This window comes from Streptomyces sp. NPDC048462 (genome assembly GCF_043200175.1).
Lineage (GTDB): Bacteria > Actinomycetota > Actinomycetes > Streptomycetales > Streptomycetaceae > Streptomyces.
In genome coordinates this window covers 420,033-436,834 of record NZ_JBICXG010000004.1, presented here as the reverse complement: position 1 = coordinate 436,834, position 16,802 = coordinate 420,033, and the positions used below count along the sequence as shown (strand labels likewise).

Below are 16,802 nucleotides of genomic sequence, written 5' to 3'. Positions count from 1 at the left end.
CGCCAGCGCTCACACCACCAAAACCCCCCCCCCCCCCGGTTTTAATAATAGCCATCGCGGGTTTTTTACCTTTCTGGGGGCCCCGTCGACGGAACGTTCCGTCGACGGGCGCCGCGCATACACAGATACCCTTGATACGTGACCGACGCCCAAGAGACCGCAGCAGACACTTCACTGCGAACCACCGGGGGCGCCCCCCCGGACGACGTCGCCCCGGCGCCGATCCCCTTGCTCGAACCTCGCGAGGGCATTCCACCGGTGGTGGCCTCCGACGACGCCCTGGCCCGGGTGGTCGCGGCCTTCGCCGCGGGCTCCGGCCCGGTGGCCGTCGACGCCGAGCGCGCCTCCGGCTACCGCTACGGGCAGCGCGCCTACCTCGTGCAGCTGCGGCGTGACGGCGCGGGCAGCGCGCTGATCGACCCGGTCGGCTGCCCCGACCTGTCCGGTCTTGGCGAGGCGCTGCACGAGGCGGAGTGGATCCTGCACGCGGCGACCCAGGACCTGCCCTGTCTGCGCGAGATAGGGATGACCCCGACCGGCCTCTTCGACACGGAGCTGGCCGGACGGCTCGCGGGCTTCCCCCGGGTCGGCCTCGGCGCCATGGTCGAGAACGTGCTCGGCTACTCACTGGAGAAGGGCCACTCCGCCGTCGACTGGTCCACCCGCCCGCTGCCCGACCCCTGGCTGCGCTACGCGGCGCTCGATGTCGAGCTGCTGATCGATCTGCGCAACGCCCTGGAGGAGGAGCTCGACCGGCAGGGCAAGCTGGAGTGGGCGCAGGAGGAGTTCGCCGCCATCGCCGCGGCGCCCCCCGCCCCCCCGCGCCAGGACCCGTGGCGCCGCACCTCCGGGATGCACAAGGTCCGTCGGCGCCGTCAGATGGCCGTGGTCCGCGAGCTGTGGAACACCCGCGACCAGGTCGCCCGGCGCCGCGACATCTCCCCCGGCAAGGTGCTCGGGGACGGCGCGATCGTCGAGGCCGCACTGGCGCTCCCGGCCAACGTCCAGGCGCTGACCGCGCTGCCCGGCTTCGGCCACCGGATGGGGCGGCGGCAGCTGGAGCAGTGGCAGGCGGCCGTCGAGCGCGCGAAGGAGCTGCCCGACACGGAGCTCCCCCAGCCCGGCCAGCCGCTGACGGGCCCGCCGCCGCCGCGCGCCTGGGCGGACAAGGACCCGGTCGCGGCGGCCCGCCTGCACGCCGCGCGCGCCGCGGTGTCCGAGCTGGCGGAGCGGCTGCACATGCCCCAGGAGAACCTGATCACGCCGGACACGGTGCGCCGGGTGTGCTGGGAACCGCCGAAGAATCCGACCCGGGACGCGGTGGAGAGCGCACTCGCCGGATACGGCGCACGGCACTGGCAGATCGAGCAGGTGGCCCCGCTGCTGTTCGACGCGCTGACTCCGGAGGCCTGAGAGGGCATCGGACAGGGGCGTATTCACGCCAGGTTGCGCGGCCTTCGGCCGCCCGCCGCGTGCCGCATGGCCCGGACGACCCGATTTGGGGGCCGTCCGGGCCATTTCGCGTATGTGACCTTCGCCGCTCCCGGCACCAGGACTGGGCAGTCTGGTTACCCGCAAGTAGCATGAGCGGTGGCGGCGCGCTTCCGGGCGTGCCCCGCAGCAGTGCCATCCCGCACCCTGGAGGAGAGCCATCGTGCCTCGTACCATCCGGGACGTCGTCTTCGTCGACGGCGTCCGCACCCCGTTCGGCAAAGCGGGCCCGAAGGGCATCTACCACGAGACCCGCGCCGACGATCTCGTCGTGAAGGCCATCCGGGAGCTGCTGCGCCGCAACCCGGACCTGGACCCGGCCAAGATCGACGAGGTCGCCATCGCCGCGACCACGCAGATCGGCGACCAGGGCCTCACGCTCGGCCGCACCGCCGGAATCCTGGCCGGGCTGCCGCAGTCCGTCCCCGGTTACTCCATCGACCGCATGTGTGCGGGCGCCCTGACCGCCGTCACCTCGACGGCCGGCTCCATCGCCTTCGGCGCGTACGACGTCGTCGTCGCCGGTGGCGTCGAGCACATGGGCCGCCACCCCATGGGCGAGGGCGTGGACCCGAACCCGCGCTTCGTGTCGGAGAAACTGGTCGACGAGTCCGCCCTGTTCATGGGCATGACCGCGGAGAACCTGCACGACCGCTACCCCACGATCACCAAGCAGCGCGCCGACGAGTACGCGGTGCGCTCGCAGGAGAAGGCCGCCAAGGCCTACGCCAACGGCAAGATCCAGCAGGACCTGGTGCCGGTCTCCGTGCGCCGCACCAACGGCGAGGCCGGTGAGACGGGCTGGGGCCTGGTCACCGCCGACGAGCCGATGCGTCCGGGCACCACGATGGAGTCCCTGGCCGGTCTGAAGACCCCATTCCGCCCGCACGGCCGCGTGACGGCCGGTAACGCCGCAGGGCTCAACGACGGCGCCACCGCCTCGCTGCTCGCCGCCGAGGACGTCGCCCGCGAGCTGGGCCTGCCGGTCCGGATGCGCCTGGTCTCCTACGCCTTCGCGGGCGTCGAGCCGGAGGTCATGGGCTACGGCCCGATCCCGGCCACGGAGAAGGCACTCGCCAAGGCGGGCCTGTCCATCTCGGACATCGGTCTCTTCGAGATCAACGAGGCGTTCGCCGTGCAGGTGCTCGCCTTCCTGGAGCACTACGGCATCGCGGACGACGACGCGCGCGTCAACCAGTTCGGCGGCGCGATCGCCTACGGCCACCCGCTGGCCTCCTCCGGCGTCCGGCTGATGACTCAGCTGGCCCGCCAGTTCGAGGAGCAGCCCGAGGTCCGCTACGGCCTGACCACCATGTGCGTCGGCTTCGGCATGGGCGCGACGGTCGTCTGGGAGAACCCGCACTTCGACGGAGGCAACAAGTGAGCACGACCACCACTGAGCTTCTGAAGGGTGCGGCCGAGCTGTTCCCGGGCGAGGTCGTCACCCAGGCGCACGTACGCCACCTGGACCTGCCGGGAGGTGCGGGCAACTTCGCCCTCATCACCCTGGACAACGGCCTGGACCACACCAAGCCGACCACCTTCGGACCGCAGTCGCTGGCGAACCTGAACGCCGCGATCGACCAGGTCGAGAAGGAGGCCGCCGAGGGCACGGTCACCGGCATCGGGATCACCGGCAAGCCGTTCATCTTCGCGGTCGGCGCCGACCTCAAGGGCGTCGAACTGCTCAAGGAGCACAGCGACGCACTGGCCATCGGCAAGGGCGGCCACGACGTCTTCCGCCGCCTCTCCGGCCTCGCGGTCCCGACGTTCGCGTACTACAACGGCGCGGCGATGGGCGGCGGTGTCGAGGTCGGTCTGCACTGCTCGTACCGCACCGTCTCCAAGGCGCTGCCCGCGTTCTCGCTGCCCGAGGTCTTCCTCGGCCTGGTCCCCGGCTGGGGCGGCTGCGCGCTGCTCCCGAACCTGATCGGCGCGGACCGCGCGGTCTCGGTGATCATCGAGAACTCGCTCAACCAGAACCGTCAGCTCAAGGGCAAGCAGGTCTACGAGCTCGGCATCGCCGACGCGCTCTTCGAGGGCGCGGACTTCCTGGAGCAGTCGCTGATCTGGACCGCGAACGTGCTCAACGGCACGGTCACGGTGGAGCGCCCCGAGGTCGACCGGGGTGACGCCTGGGACCAGGCCGTCGCCCGCGGCAAGGCCATCGCCGACTCCAAGGTGCACGGCGCCGCCCCGGCCGCGTACCGCGCGCTGGAGATCATCGCCGCGGCCAAGGACGGCGATCTGTCCGCCGGCTTCGACCGTGAGGACCAGGCCCTGGCGGACCTGATCATGGGCGGCGAGCTGCGCTCCGGGATCTACTCGTTCAACCTGGTCCAGAAGCGCGCCAAGCGCCCGGCCGGTGCCCCGGACAAGGCCCTGGCCCGTCCGGTCACCAAGGTCGGCGTGGTGGGCGCGGGCCTGATGGCCTCGCAGCTCGCCCTGCTGTTCCTGCGCCGCCTCGAGGTGCCGGTCGTGCTGACCGACATCGACCAGGCGCGCGTCGACAAGGGTGTGGGCTACGTCCACGCCGAGATCGAGAAGCTCCTCGGCAAGGGCCGCATCAACCAGGACAAGGCCAACCGCCTGAAGGCCCTGGTCTCCGGCGTGCTGGACAAGGCGGAGGGCTTCTCCGACGCCGACTTCATCATCGAGGCCGTCTTCGAGGAGATCGGCGTCAAGCAGCAGGTGTTCGCGGAGGTCGAGGCGGTCGCCCCGGCGCACGCGATCCTCGCCACCAACACCTCCTCCCTCTCGGTCACCGAGATGGCGTCGAAGCTGAAGAACCCCGAGCGGGTCGTCGGCTTCCACTTCTTCAACCCGGTCGCGATCCTCCCGCTGCTGGAGATCGTCCGCGGCGAGCAGACCGACGACGCCTCGCTGGCCACGGCGTTCGGGGTGGCCCGCAAGCTGAAGAAGACCGCGGTCCTGGTGAAGGACGCCCCGGCGTTCGTCGTCAACCGCATCCTCACCCGCTTCATGGGCGAGATCCAGAACGTCATCGACGAGGGCACCCCGGTCGAGGTCGCGGAGAAGGCCATCGAGCCGCTCGGCCTGCCGATGTCCCCGCTGGTGCTCCTGGAGCTGGTCGGCCCGGCGATCGGCCTGCACGTCTCCGAGACCCTGAACCGGGCCTTCCCGGAGCGCTTCACCGTCTCGCAGAACCTGGCCGCCGTGGTCAAGGCCGGCAAGCGCGGCTTCTACGTCTACGACTCCGGGAAGCCGGAGCTGGACCCGGAGGTCGCCGCCCTCCTCAAGCAGGGCGACACCGTCCTGTCCGAGGAGCAGGTCCGCGACCGCGTCCTGGACGCGGTGGCGCAGGAGATCGGCCTGATGCTGGACGAGGGCGTCGTCGCCGAGGCCCAGGACATCGACCTCTGCCTGATCACCGGCGCGGGCTGGCCCTTCCACCTGGGCGGCATCACGCCGTACCTGGACCGCGAGGGCGTCTCCGAGCGGGTCAACGGGAAGAAGTTCCTGGCGCGGGGCGTGGCGAGCGTTCCGGCGTAACCGCCTCAGCCGCACACGCGAACGGGCCGCACCGGGTGATTCCGGTGCGGCCCGTTCCGCGTTCCCCGTACTGACGCTTCCGCCTGACGCTTCCGCGTGCGGCCGGGTGTTCAGCGATCCCGGCGCGGGACGACGACGATGGCGTTCGAGACCTTGCGCTGGCGGGCGTCGGCCGTCCTTCCGTGGTCCGTCGGGCTGTTGCGGACCCGGTCCAGGACCACCATCGTGCTCGAACCGCCGCCGTCGAGGTTCATCGCGTCCTCGGCCCCCAGCGAGAGCAGGATGGCGGCCGCCTCGGCGAGGCTCGCCCCCTCGCTGACACCGGGGCGGCGGCCGTCGAGGACGACGAGGAGCAGGGTGCCGTCCGGGCGGATCCCGGCCACGGTGCGGGGTGAGCGGGTCCGTGCGGCCGCCGCCGACACCCCGTTCGCCGTGGTGTTGATCCACGCGCGGCCGGAGCGCACCAGTGCGGGGCCGGCCCCGAGGAGCGAGGCGTGGGCGAGGTCCACCTGCCGCCCCTCGGCGTCCGTCAGCCGCGAGGCCACGGTGAGGGTCCGGCCGGGTGTCGCGTGCCGGCGCAGCCATGCCGCACCGGTGCCGGTCCCCACGAGGGTCCGCCCCGCAGGCGGCACGCGGCCCCCCGAGGGGCTCTGCACGCCGGTGACCACGGAGCGCGCGTCGAGCCGCACCTCGACGCTGCCGGGGCCCGCTGCGGGGGTCGCCACGCCCCACTGCGCGGGGAAGTCGACGATCTCGTCGGGGTCGACGCAGACCTGGCCGGGAAGCGGGGCGACGGTCTTCGCACCGGTGCTCGCGAGCCGGTCGCCGCCCACTCCCCCGCAGCCCAGGATCCGGCCCGGGGTCCGGTCGGTGCCGTCCACGACCGCGGACGCGCCGTCGGAGGAGGTGACGGAGGTCGAGGAACGCAGCTCGGTGATGTACGGGCGCAGCCCCTGGCCCGGCAGGACGAGTGTGGTGCGCTCGCCCACGGACTCGCTCAGCAGCGCGCCCCGGGACACGTAGAGCCCGAGCGGATCGCCCTTGTAGAGGGGGGAGTCGGTGTCGAAGTAGGTCCCGTTGACCGCTGCCGCGGCGCCGGCCCGCCGGGCGAGTTCACGGACGGTCGCGGTCGTCGCGACGGCGCCCCCGTGTCCTGCTTCGACGTCGGCATCGGCTCCCTGAGCCACGGTCAGCACGCCCACGCGTACCGGGCTCCCGTCCGCGAGCCTGCGCACCGACTGGTCGAAGGAGACACCCACGGGCAGCCGGTCCGCAGGGCGTGAGGAACCGGGCAGCGGGCTCTGCGGGCGGGCACCCGCACCGTCGGGGCCGCCGCCCGCCTGCGTGGTGCACGAAGTGACCAGCAGAGCGAGGGACACCGCAAGGCCGCGGACCGGCCACCATCTGTTCACGCCATCGCTCCCTGCCCCCGGACACCGGACGGGACACGTCCGGTACCGCTCGGGGATTCACCCCGGATATTCGTCATATGACGGCGCGGATGCTATCAACCACAGCCGCTGCGTGGAGAAACGCCTTCATGAATTCGGGGTCGACCTGCGGACTCGTGGCCGGATACACTCGAATGTCTTCCGCCGGGGGGCGTGTTCGGAATCACACAGGATCAGGCAGAGCACCCGATGACCACAGCGCTTCCTCCTCTCGTTCCGAACCGTGCGGCCACCGACCGGCGGAGCGTGGTCACCGAGACGGACACCACGGGCCCTTTCCCCGTCGAGTACCGCTTTCGCGCGGCAGCGGGGGACGCCCGGCATCTGATCGTGGTGTTCTCCGGTCTCGGCGCACCCAATGGCTACCACTTCACCGGCAAGTCGTTGATGGATCTGCGCGCCAATATTCTGTGGATACGTGACGATTTCGACAGCCACTACAGCTACTACATGTGCCGGTCGATGGACTTCAGTATCGAGACCTCGGTGGCCGGGCTCATCGAACGCACACTCGCGGGGCTCGGGCTCGGCCGTCATCAGGTGAGCCTCCTCGGCGTCTCGAAGGGCGGCAGTGCGGCTCTCTATTACGGGCTGCGTTACGGGTACCGCAATATCGTCACGGTGGTGCCGCAGTTCCTGATCGGCAGTTATGTGCACGACCGCCCGGCGACCGGCCAGTACATGCTGGGGGATGCGATGGCTTCGCAGGACGTCGCCATGCTTGACGACGCGATTCCCGGCATGCTGAAGGCCCGTGGCGGGCAGGGGAACAACATCTATCTCTTCTCGTCCGAAGCCGACGAGCAGTACGAGACCGAGATCAGTCCGCACCTGCAGCTCTTCTGGGCCTGCGAGAATTTCAACTTCATTCGCACCGACTCGCCCATGGTCCGTCAGCACGGCGAGGTGTCCGGCTACAACATGCCGCTCATCGCCGGTGTCCTGTCGGCGCTCACGGAGGGCGCCGATCCGCGCCTGGGGTTCGTGGAGAACGGAAAGCAGCAGGTCAACGAGGTTGATCGGCAAGCCTTTCTGCAGGGGCTGCGGGCCACCGACACCTTGACGGCGGTCGTGAGGAAGCAGGACATCCGAGGGGCGAACATCCTGCTGTCCGGTGACGCGTTCATCCCCGGACATTCTCCTTACGCCCCCGCGACGACGACGAAGAGTCTCGTCATGGAGAGCGGGAGCCGGAAGTTCGAATTCCCTCTTGCCACCACCGACGCGAAGTATCTCTACAGCCAGTACTTCGACCGGTACTCCTGCGACTATCCCGACGGTGGATTCGAGCCAGAAAACCCTTCGGGTATCTCGATGAAGGGGATACCGGTCGGCTCGTACGATCTCTCGGTCCGCATCACGAGCCCGGCGGAGGGAATAGACCGGCGCACTCCGCTGGTGGCCCGCAGGCCCTTCGAAATCCGCCGCCCTGTAGGCGGCAACGAGGCGGCGCTCATCGGGGACGGAAAGAGCGTGCGGCTCATCCGCCGCCCCATTGTCGGTCACTTCTCCGCAGAAACCGCATTTTCTCTGGAGTCGACCTGGCTGAAGGAGCGGACTCTGCATGTGGAAGGGGTCTTCTTCGTCCACGGCGTCGAAGCCGGCGACCGGGGACACGGGCAGTACTACCTGGTACTCCAGGGTTCCGCGTCCACCCATTCCTTCCGGCTCGGGATGTCGAAGAAGACCGGGGCCATCCGTAAGCAGATACGGAAGGGCGACTACGGGAATTACGATTTCGCGTACTTCGCCACTTCCGGTTACAACGGAGTTGATCTCCAGCGTGCGGCGCCGGGCGTCTACGAGGTCTATGTCTCGCTGAGCACCGGTGGATCGCTTTTCTCGGCGGCTGCCGGAAGCGTCACCCTGGACGGGTGACGGCCACGGAATGCGCACCGCATTCTTCGGCCGTACCCGCCCCCGAGGGGAGTGAGCCCCGGCGCAAATCAGAAGTCGCCGATGCTTACCGTCACCTCGGACCAGGCGCGTTGCCCCCGGGCGTCCTCGTAACACAGCTCGAACCGGTCGTACCCCCAGTACCCGGGGTCGGCCTCGTAGACCACGCTTCCGTCGGGCCGGCACGTCAGGACGCCGTGCCCGGCGATGCCCACGCCCACGAACCGCGTGCCCTCGGCCGGGCTGTGACCGGCCGGCAGGACGGCGCGGCCGCCCTGCCGCATCACCATGCTCTGCGCGGCGACCGGCTGCCGGCGGACCCGGAATCCGGCATCGGAGACGATGGCCGACGAGACCAGCTTGTCCCCCTGGTCCAGCATCAGACCGACAGTCACCCGGGGCAGCAGGACCGCACCCTCCGGAGCCTCGTCGTTCACCCGCACGTGGCAGCTCACCACCCGGGGTTCGACGCCGCTCGCGTAGGTGGCGAAGCGCCCGTTGGCCAGGTGGCTCAGGCCCGGGTGGCGCGGCATCGTCGCGATGTCGCCGAGCAGGTCGTCGAGCAGGTAGCCGTAGGTGCGGTAGGCGCCGCCGACCGGTGTCAGCGACAGCCCGAGTTCGATCTCCTGGCCGGGAACGACCGCCACGGCCGGGTCGACGGCGGCGAAGAGGTCCAGCGTGCCGCCGACCTGCGGCACACGCGGATGTGTCACCCCGGCCCGGACCAGGGGATACCAGTCGGTCACAGCGACACCTCACTCATCTCGGACACGCTCCGGGGCCCGCGCCCGGGACCCTGCCGGTTGCCGGGCACCTTCACACCCGCTCACGGGACTGCTCCTCGGGCCGCCCCATGATCAGCGGCCCCGACATCCGGCCGGGGTCCCCGCCCGCCGTCGCGTCCATCGAATCGATCACGTCGAAGGCCCGCTCGCAGTTGTTCGTGTCGCGCAGGACGAAGAACTCCGCGGCGCGGCGCCGGTATTCGGGCTCGACCTCGAAGCCACGGGTGATGGAGGCGATGATCTCGTCCACCGCCTGGTCGACCCGGCCGCAGGCCGGGCCGAAGCCGTCGCGCGCGAGGTCGAAGTAGCCGCGCTTGTAGTGCTTGCTGTAGAACGCCTCGTCGTCGAAGTTCGTGTAGACGATCGGCTTGCCCATGTACGCGACGTCGAAGAAGACCGACGAGTAGTCGGTGACCAGCATCGAGCACTCCCGCATGGCCAGCTGCACGTCCCGGCCGGTCGAGGAGACCGTGATCGACGGGTGGTCGATCCGGAAGTGCTTCAGGTACGGCCTGATCTCGTAGTGCGGCATGAACTCCAGCTGCACGCCGTGGTACTGGAGCGCCTTCAGCAGCCGCTCGTCCCGCAGCAGCGCGGAGAAGAACCGGTAGTACTCCGAGGCCGCGAACGGGATCTCGGGCTTGGCCGCCTTGTTGTACGAGGGCGCCACGATGTCGCGCCGCCAGGTCGGCATGACCAGGATCTTGCGCGGTCCGGCGACGGGCTCGAGCGCGTCGTAGCGCGGCAGTCCCGTGGCCGCCACACGGTCGTACCCGTAGCCGCAGTGCTCGGCGTAGTAGGCCCGCTCGCTGCGGCCCGTCGTGAGCACCATGTCGACGTTGGTGACCTGTGCGTGGATGGAGCCCACGACGTCGTTGTAGACGACACCGTGCTGCAGGAACACCCGCTTGTAGCGCAGCAGGTCGCCGTACCCGCGCAGGAACGCCCGCTTGGACAGGCCGGGGAAGCCGAGGTACGCCTCCAGGTCGTAGGCGTTGATGAGCCGGGTCGCGTGCAGCAGGTAGGCGCGGTACTTCCAGGAGAGCCGGTCGACGACCCGGCCCAGGTGGTCGATCTTCCGGCGGTCCTCGGAGTCGCCGTTGATGGCGTAGTACACCTTGCGCTTCGGCTCGTTCTCCCTGATCCACTTGAACAGGTGGTACGAGTTGTCCTGCGCGGTGTCCTCGCGCTCGCCGATGATCCAGATGTCCTTGCCGTGCAGCTTCGGATACATCAGCCAGTACAGCAGCCGGGTCCGCCAGCCGGCGCTGCCCGGAGTCGAGCTCCGCACCTCTTCGCGCAGCCGCCTGACCGCGTACCGGGCCCTGCACAGCCGTCCGCTGATCCGGCGCAGGGTGACGGTCTCGTTCCCGGCGATCGTCAGGCGCACCCGGGCGCGGCCCGAGCGGTTCACGCCCTTGAAGCGGTGCAGCATCTGCCGGGCCTCGACGGGGATGTCGTGGCTGCGTTCGCCGTCGTGGACCCGTACCGACAGCTTCAGGTCCCGGTTCGAGATCCCGTCGAGGTCGCCGGGGCCGGCGGTGGCGCGCCAGCCCGCGTACCAGTCCTGCTCCTTGCGCGAGCGCCAACGGTCGCGCCGGTAGACCTGCTCGATCTGGAGCGCGGCCTCCCGGCCGCCGCCGCTCAGGACCAGTTCGAGACGGTTGCGGAACAGCTGGGAGATGTCAACGCCACTCAGGACGAGCAGTCCCTCGAACCGGAGGTGCTCGCCGTCGGCGACGAAGGTCTCCAGAACGGCCTTCTGCTTGTCGACCCGCAGGAGCTGGGTACCGGTGCGGTCCGCCTCCAGACGCCGGTGCATGCCGGTCTCGTCGATGAGGAGCTGCGGCAGGTAGCCGGGTTTGGTGTACGGGTCGCAGAACAGTTCGTAGTTGCCGGTCCGCACGGCGTGGTGCTGGAGGCGCGACATGGGCACGCTCGCGTACTGGAGGATCAGGTCGTCGGGTATCCGCTGGTAGATCTCGTGCAGCGAGGGGAAGATCCCGGCGATCTCCGCGCGGCTCATGATGCGGTGGATGTTGCGCAGGTGGGGCTGCATGGACCGGACGACGAACCGCAGCGCCAGCCGGGCGGCGCGTTCGTCCAGCCGCTCCGTCAGCCGGACGAGGTGGCGGCAGAGCCGGATCAGTTCCTGGGTCTTGACCGGGTCGTTCCACGTCAGGTCGAACAGCGAGTCACGGCGTTCCGGATCGCGTACGAAGGTCGTGGCCGTGGGCGCCGTCGTCACGCGGCGCGCGTGCAGCAGGGCCGGGACCACGAGCCAGGCGTCCTCGAACCCGGGTCCGTGCCCGCTGCGCAGGCCGTGCCGGCGCAGCAGCGACGTCGTGAACAGCTTGCCGCCGAGGCCGCTGGCGAAGATCAGGTACGGGGCGTCGTCGAGCCGGCCGACGCGGGGCGCCCCGGTCTCGAAGTAGCGCCGGTAGGGCTCGACGCCGCCGGTACGGGGCCCGGGGAAGTTGTCCTGGTCGCCGACGACGACGTCGGCGTTGCTCCGGCGGGCGGCCGCGACGAGGCGGCCCACGCAGTTCTCGCCCAGGATGTCCTGCGCGCGGGCGAACGCCACGTAGGGCGCCCGCACGTGGCCGAGCCCGTTGTCGAAGCTGGAGCGGGCGCCGAGCCGGATCTGCTGGACGACCTCGACGTTGGCATGGAACGAGGCGAACTGGGCGAGCTGCGCGGACGTGGCATCGGTGGAGCCGTCGTCGACGAGGACCACCTGTGTCGTGGCGAACTCGCGCTGGGCCAGGAGCGAACTGAGGAACTCGTACAGGTTGTACTCGTCGTTGTGGCAGTGCACGACGAGTGCGGCCGCGTACTCCTGCGACTGGGCCGGGGCCTCCTCGGCCGCTCTGCCCTCCCACCACAGCCAGGGCGTGCCGCGCGGGTTGTCGGCGGTGCGCTGCTCGGTGGTCTCCGGGCGGAGCGCGAGGTTGCCACTGACCGTCTCGTAGATCTCGTACGTGTCGTCCGCGCTCCGGTAGCGCTCCCGTGCGACGTCGAGTCCGCTCACGCCGACGGTGGTGGTCGCCCGCTCCCCGCCGTGCCGTATCTGCACGAAGAGGTTCCAGTTGCCCGCGCGGCCGGCGGCGCCGAGGGTGGCGTCCAGATCCACCGTGGTGTGGTAGCGGATGAACTCCTCGTCGACGTCCACGCCGGTGACGTCGAAGGTGTGGTCCGCCTTGGTGCTGCGGCGGCGGAGCACGGCGGTGAGTTCGATCCTGTCCTTCGGCCCCACGCGCCCGAACTGGTTCCGGATGGAGCCGGTGACGTGGAGGATGCCGTCACGGATCTCGACCAGGGTGGCCTGGTTGAACAGCCTGGAGTCGGAGAGGCTGTTGCCGGTCAGGTCGAGGTCGGTCACGTCCAGGAACTGTTCGGCGTGCGGCCGGCCCAGCAGCGCCGCGGACCAGTAGACCTTGTCGTCCCGGCGTACCAGGTCGGAGCTGAGCACACTGCGCCGCTGCGTGTAGTCGGAGACCGTGAGCGCGATGTCGACGCGCCCGTGCAGCAGGCTGAAGGCGCGTACGCGCTCCAGCGGACCGCACAGGTCGTAGACGTCGGGCGGCAGGGCGCGCAGGTACGGGGCGACGCAGCCGGCGAAGCCCGCGCGGAACTCCTCGTCGCCCGCGCGCAGTTCAGGGGTGTACAGGCGCAGGTCGTGGGAGAGGAACTTGGCGGCCTTGTGGGCCAGGAGGTCCTGGGCCCCGTTGTGGACCAGGAAGGCGTCCGCGTACTGGTGCACCAGGACCCGGTCCCGGATGCTGCGCAGCTCGCCGCGCCGGTTGGTGATGGAGGGGGTGTCGGTCTCGCGCTCCCAGATCCACCGGTAGACCGGGGCGGCGAGGAGGGTGACGGAGCGCGCGGAGTACCAGGCGACGGTCGAGAAGTACGTGTCCTCGAAGAAGAGCTCTTCGGGGAAGCGGATGCCGTGGTCGAGCAGGAAGTCCAGGCGGTAGAGCTTGGCGGCGGCGATCGGGTCCTCGAAGAGCTCCGGCATCGCGCGCAGCCCGCCCTCGACGGTGCGGTCGGTGCCGTACAGCTGCGGCTGCCAGACGGTGATCTCGTCCTTGGACAGGTTGACGCGCAGGGCGCGGCCCGCGGTGATGTCGGCGCCCGTTCCGGTCGCCGGGGCCAGCAGGGTCTCGCAGGCCTTGTGCGGCAGTTCGTCGTCCGCGTCGAGGAACATCACGTACTGGCCGGTGGCGGCCATGATGCCGTTGTTGCGCGGGGCGCCCACGCCGCCGCTGTTGTGCGGGCGTTCGATGATCTGTACGCGCCGATCGCCGGCCGCGAATTCCCGGGCGACCTGGAGCGTGCCGTCGGTCGAGGCGTCGTCCACGACGATCACTTCGATGGCGCGGTGCGTCTGGGCCAGCGCGGACCGCAGGGCCCGGCCGAGAGTGGCGCTCGCGTTGTAGGCCGGCACCACCACCGTGACGGTGAACAGGGCCGGGTCGGCGGCCGGGCTCATCGTACGGACCCCTCGCTCTCGGCCCAGTAGGGCAGCGTCCGCAGCTGCTGCGTCTCGATGTCCTGGGCGTGCGGCACGTACGGCTGGGGGTACGGCTGGAACCCCAGGTCGTCGTCCCGCTCGGGGAGGGGGAACTGCTGGACCAGGACTGCCCGCTGCTCCTCGGCGGCATCGTCCGCGCCGTCCGCCTCGCCGGCGCGGCGGTGGCGTCCTCGGTGCAGATGCTCGGCGATGACGCCGGCGTTGGACGGCGCGGTGGCGAGCTTGTCCATGAGCCGGGTGAAGTCACGCGTCGACAGCCAGAACTTGTACATGATCACGAGCTCGAAGAGGCCGAGCGCGGCGGCCGAGACGGCCGTCGTCCAGAGGATCTCGCCGATGAGCGGCGCGACGATGAAGATGAACATCTGGAACTCGATGCCGCTGATGAGGTGCGGCCTGATCCGGCTGCGCAACAGGGCCTGGCGGAACCGGGTGTACCAGGGGAAGCGATGGCGGAACTGGGCGTGCAGGTCGACGACGTCACCGCTCTGCTGCTTGAGGACCTCGGCCTCGACACCGGGGTTCTCGCGGAGCAGGTCCTCGATGAAGACGACCTTGGGCGGCTCGGGTGCGACCGGCGTGTTCCACGCGTCGGTCACCGCCCGCTGTTCGGCGAGCTCGTCCTCCAGGGCCTTGCGTTCCTGCGTGACCTTCTCGATCTTGAGCCGCATGGACATGCGCATCTTGTAGATCTGGAGGGCGTCGACGTACCGGAGCATGTCGAGGAAGACGACCGCCAGTGCGGCGAGCAGGTAGAGCTCGTTGTGCGTACGCAGGTACTGGCCGCCCATGAGGGCGAGGGCGCAGAAGAGCACCCTGATGCGGTCGAAGACGTAGTCGAGCCAGCCGCCGAAGACCGTGCCGTTGCCCTTGAGGCGGGCGAGCTTGCCGTCGATGCAGTCGAGGATGAAGCTCAGGTGGTACAGCGCGGCCCCGATGACCAGGGACCAGGTGTCACCCTTGAGGAAGTAGTACGCCGAGCCGAGACCGACGAACAGGGCCGACCAGGTCACCCTGTTCGGGGTGATGAACTTGAACTTGGCCATCCCGATCAGCATGCGGGTGGCCACGGGGTCCACCAGCAGTACGGTCCACCAGGCGTCACGCTTCTTGCACGTCAGCTTCTGAACAGCCCGCAGCGAAAGCTTCCCCATAACCCCTCAGACCCGACTCAGCGTGAGCAACGCGTCCCCATCGGCCTGCAAGAAGTCGCAATCAAGGGGCGTTCACATTTTGGACACAGTTGATTCACCTGTGGTCCACATAAAGACAGAATGAAACCATAGCAAGATCAAGGTGAATCCAGAACCGCCAAAAACTGTCATGCGGCGCATGAGGCTCACCTTTGGATCTATATGTCCATATGCGCCCCGACGGTGGTCCACCGGGTGAGCGCCAGACCACTCGCCACCGGCTCCTGACGAGCGATCCGCAGCCGGCCGTCGGCCCCCAGCACCGCGACCACCGCGTGGCCGTGGCCGTCCACGGCCACGGCCGGCGGCACCAGCGAGACCTCTCCCGCGTCGAACCACCACACGCCGCTCTCCGGCTGGCCGTCCGCGTGCGCCCCCACGGAACACGCCCCCGCCTCGCCGGACCGCGCCAGCACCGTGCAGCTCCAGCCCTGGATGTCCACGCCGGCGGCCCCGGCCACCGGACCGGCGCCGTCCGCACCGGCCAGGCTCACGGGGCCGGCGCCCCGGACCTCCACGCAGACCTCGTTGCTGCCGGAGTACCGATAGCGCAGCGTCCCCGCCTCGGGGGCGGCCGACAGCGTGCCCGGGGCAGGGCTCACCGCACTGGTGGTGTCCGCCAGCCAGTCACCCTTGGGGCCCTCCCGGTACCAGCGGACCACCGAGGCCGACTCCCTGGCGCGGGCCCAGACCTCGGCGCCGCCGGGCTCGGCGGGAAGCGCGATCAGCTCGTCGGCGACCGGCACGGCGCGCAGGTGCTGCCAGCCGCTCCACGTGCCGTTCGGCGTCTGCCGGCGCGTGCTGACCCCGTGCCCGAAGTTCCTGACGAAGACGTGCAGGTTCCCCCCGGCGTCGAACACGGCCGAGGGAAAGCCGACCTCGCGCCCCTTGGAACGGTCGTTGCCGTTCGGGTTCCCCACCGAGTGCCAGGGACCGACGGGGCGCCCGCTCTGGTACTGCGTCGTCTGCACGACGTCGACGTGGTCCTTGCCGTCCGCGCGCCTGGTCCGGCGCAGACCGAAGAGGTGTACGTAGCCGTGGGCGTCCTGGACGACGGTGAGACCGGGCAGCAGATCGGGGCCCTCCAGCAGTTCCGGCCCGTCCCACTCACCGCTGCCGCGCAGCCGCTCGGTCCAGCGCAGCACTCCGGCCGCGGACGGGAGATAGGCGGAGAGGCGGCCGTCCACCCCGGTGACGAGCCATCGGGCCGGCAGCGGGTGACGCGCGCACGCCTGCGTACCGAGCCGGGGATCCGCACCCGCCCGGTGGCAGTGCACGAAGACCGGGGAGCGGCGCTCCCGCTGGTACGTACGCGCCGCCGCGATCGTCGCGCGCGCCACGCTGCCGCGCAGCGGCGGCTCCGCGATCACCGGCCGTTTGGCCTCCGCGTCGAACGAGACGTGCGCGGGATCGGGGTCGAGGGTGTGCACGCGCAGCGGACGCAGTTCACGCAGCGCGTCGAGCACGCCTGCCGTGATCCTGCCCTTCTCGGCGTCGAGGACCCGGGGTTCGCCCGCCACCCGCACGCCCCGCCGGCCGCAGTCCTCGACTGCGCGGTCGAGGGCCGCACGCTCCTCGGCTCCGCCCGGCCCGGCGCAGACGATGCCGACGACCGGGCCGCTCTGCCGCGAAGCCAGCAACGCCACGGCGTCCCCCGGCGTCGCCACCACGATCGCCACACCCGAGCCGACGGCCGGAGCCGCTTCCGTACGGGCCGGCGCCGGCCTGCCGCGCTCCGCCCGGCGCTCCCCTCTGCGTGCCATGCCCCCGACGATCCCCTCTGCAGTGGAAGGCGGGTCCTCACGGACACCCAGCCTTCCCGAACGACATGCACTTGTCCGATCCCGGTCGGGAAATCGACCCATAGAGCTCCGGCATCTGATCAATCAGGATAGGTGCGATCAAATTCGGAAGCCTTGGGTGGTCCCGCCCCATGAGG

The 16,802-nt window shown here is 70.1% G+C and carries 9 protein-coding genes; 4 read left to right on the top strand and 5 right to left on the bottom strand.

What is annotated here, in order from left to right; translation table 11 throughout:
* Window positions 1-138: 138 nt before the first annotated feature.
* The 3 genes from ACGFU6_RS10415 (at window position 139) to ACGFU6_RS10405 (ending at window position 5,004) form a co-directional block, all read left to right on the top strand.
* Window positions 139-1,413 carry an HRDC domain-containing protein gene (locus tag ACGFU6_RS10415; protein WP_393609597.1) on the top strand — a complete coding sequence of 425 codons (1,275 nt, stop codon included), beginning with the start codon at window positions 139-141 and terminating at the stop codon, window positions 1,411-1,413.
* Between the two features lie 241 nt (window positions 1,414-1,654).
* Complete coding sequence (locus ACGFU6_RS10410) at window positions 1,655-2,875, top strand: thiolase family protein (protein WP_393609596.1); 1,221 nt, start codon at window positions 1,655-1,657, stop codon at window positions 2,873-2,875.
* A complete protein-coding gene (locus ACGFU6_RS10405; RefSeq protein ID WP_393609594.1) occupies window positions 2,872-5,004 on the top strand; it encodes a 3-hydroxyacyl-CoA dehydrogenase NAD-binding domain-containing protein in 2,133 nt (710 codons plus the stop codon). The genes ACGFU6_RS10410 and ACGFU6_RS10405 overlap by 4 nt, the downstream gene beginning before the upstream one ends.
* A 110-nt stretch (window positions 5,005-5,114) precedes the next feature.
* Here the strand turns inward: ACGFU6_RS10405 and ACGFU6_RS10400 are convergent, their stop codons facing one another.
* Window positions 5,115-6,416: a phosphodiester glycosidase family protein gene (locus ACGFU6_RS10400; protein ID WP_393609592.1), complete on the bottom strand. Its 1,302-nt coding sequence runs from the start codon at window positions 6,414-6,416 to the stop codon at window positions 5,115-5,117.
* A gap of 228 nt (window positions 6,417-6,644) precedes the next feature.
* Between ACGFU6_RS10400 and ACGFU6_RS10395 the strand changes: the two genes are divergently transcribed.
* Entirely contained in the window at window positions 6,645-8,333 is a 1,689-nt protein-coding gene (locus ACGFU6_RS10395) for a hypothetical protein (RefSeq protein WP_393609591.1), read from the top strand.
* A gap of 68 nt (window positions 8,334-8,401) precedes the next feature.
* Here ACGFU6_RS10395 and ACGFU6_RS10390 read toward each other — a convergent pair whose 3' ends face one another.
* The 4 genes from ACGFU6_RS10390 to ACGFU6_RS10375 form a co-directional block, all read right to left on the bottom strand.
* Window positions 8,402-9,097: an Ig-like domain-containing protein gene (locus ACGFU6_RS10390; RefSeq protein WP_393609589.1), complete on the bottom strand. Its 696-nt coding sequence runs from the start codon at window positions 9,095-9,097 to the stop codon at window positions 8,402-8,404.
* 70 nt (window positions 9,098-9,167) lie between these two features.
* Complete coding sequence (locus ACGFU6_RS10385; protein WP_393609588.1) at window positions 9,168-13,628, bottom strand: glycosyltransferase; 4,461 nt, start codon at window positions 13,626-13,628, stop codon at window positions 9,168-9,170.
* The gene (locus ACGFU6_RS10380) at window positions 13,625-14,824 is read right to left on the bottom strand and encodes a CDP-alcohol phosphatidyltransferase family protein (protein WP_393609587.1); all 1,200 of its coding nucleotides are present in this window, start codon (window positions 14,822-14,824) and stop codon (window positions 13,625-13,627) included. Before ACGFU6_RS10380 ends, ACGFU6_RS10385 begins: the two co-directional genes overlap by 4 nt.
* A 197-nt stretch (window positions 14,825-15,021) precedes the next feature.
* Window positions 15,022-16,626, bottom strand: coding sequence for a hypothetical protein (locus tag ACGFU6_RS10375; RefSeq protein WP_393609586.1), 1,605 nt, complete (start codon window positions 16,624-16,626; stop codon window positions 15,022-15,024).
* Window positions 16,627-16,802: the final 176 nt, after the last annotated feature.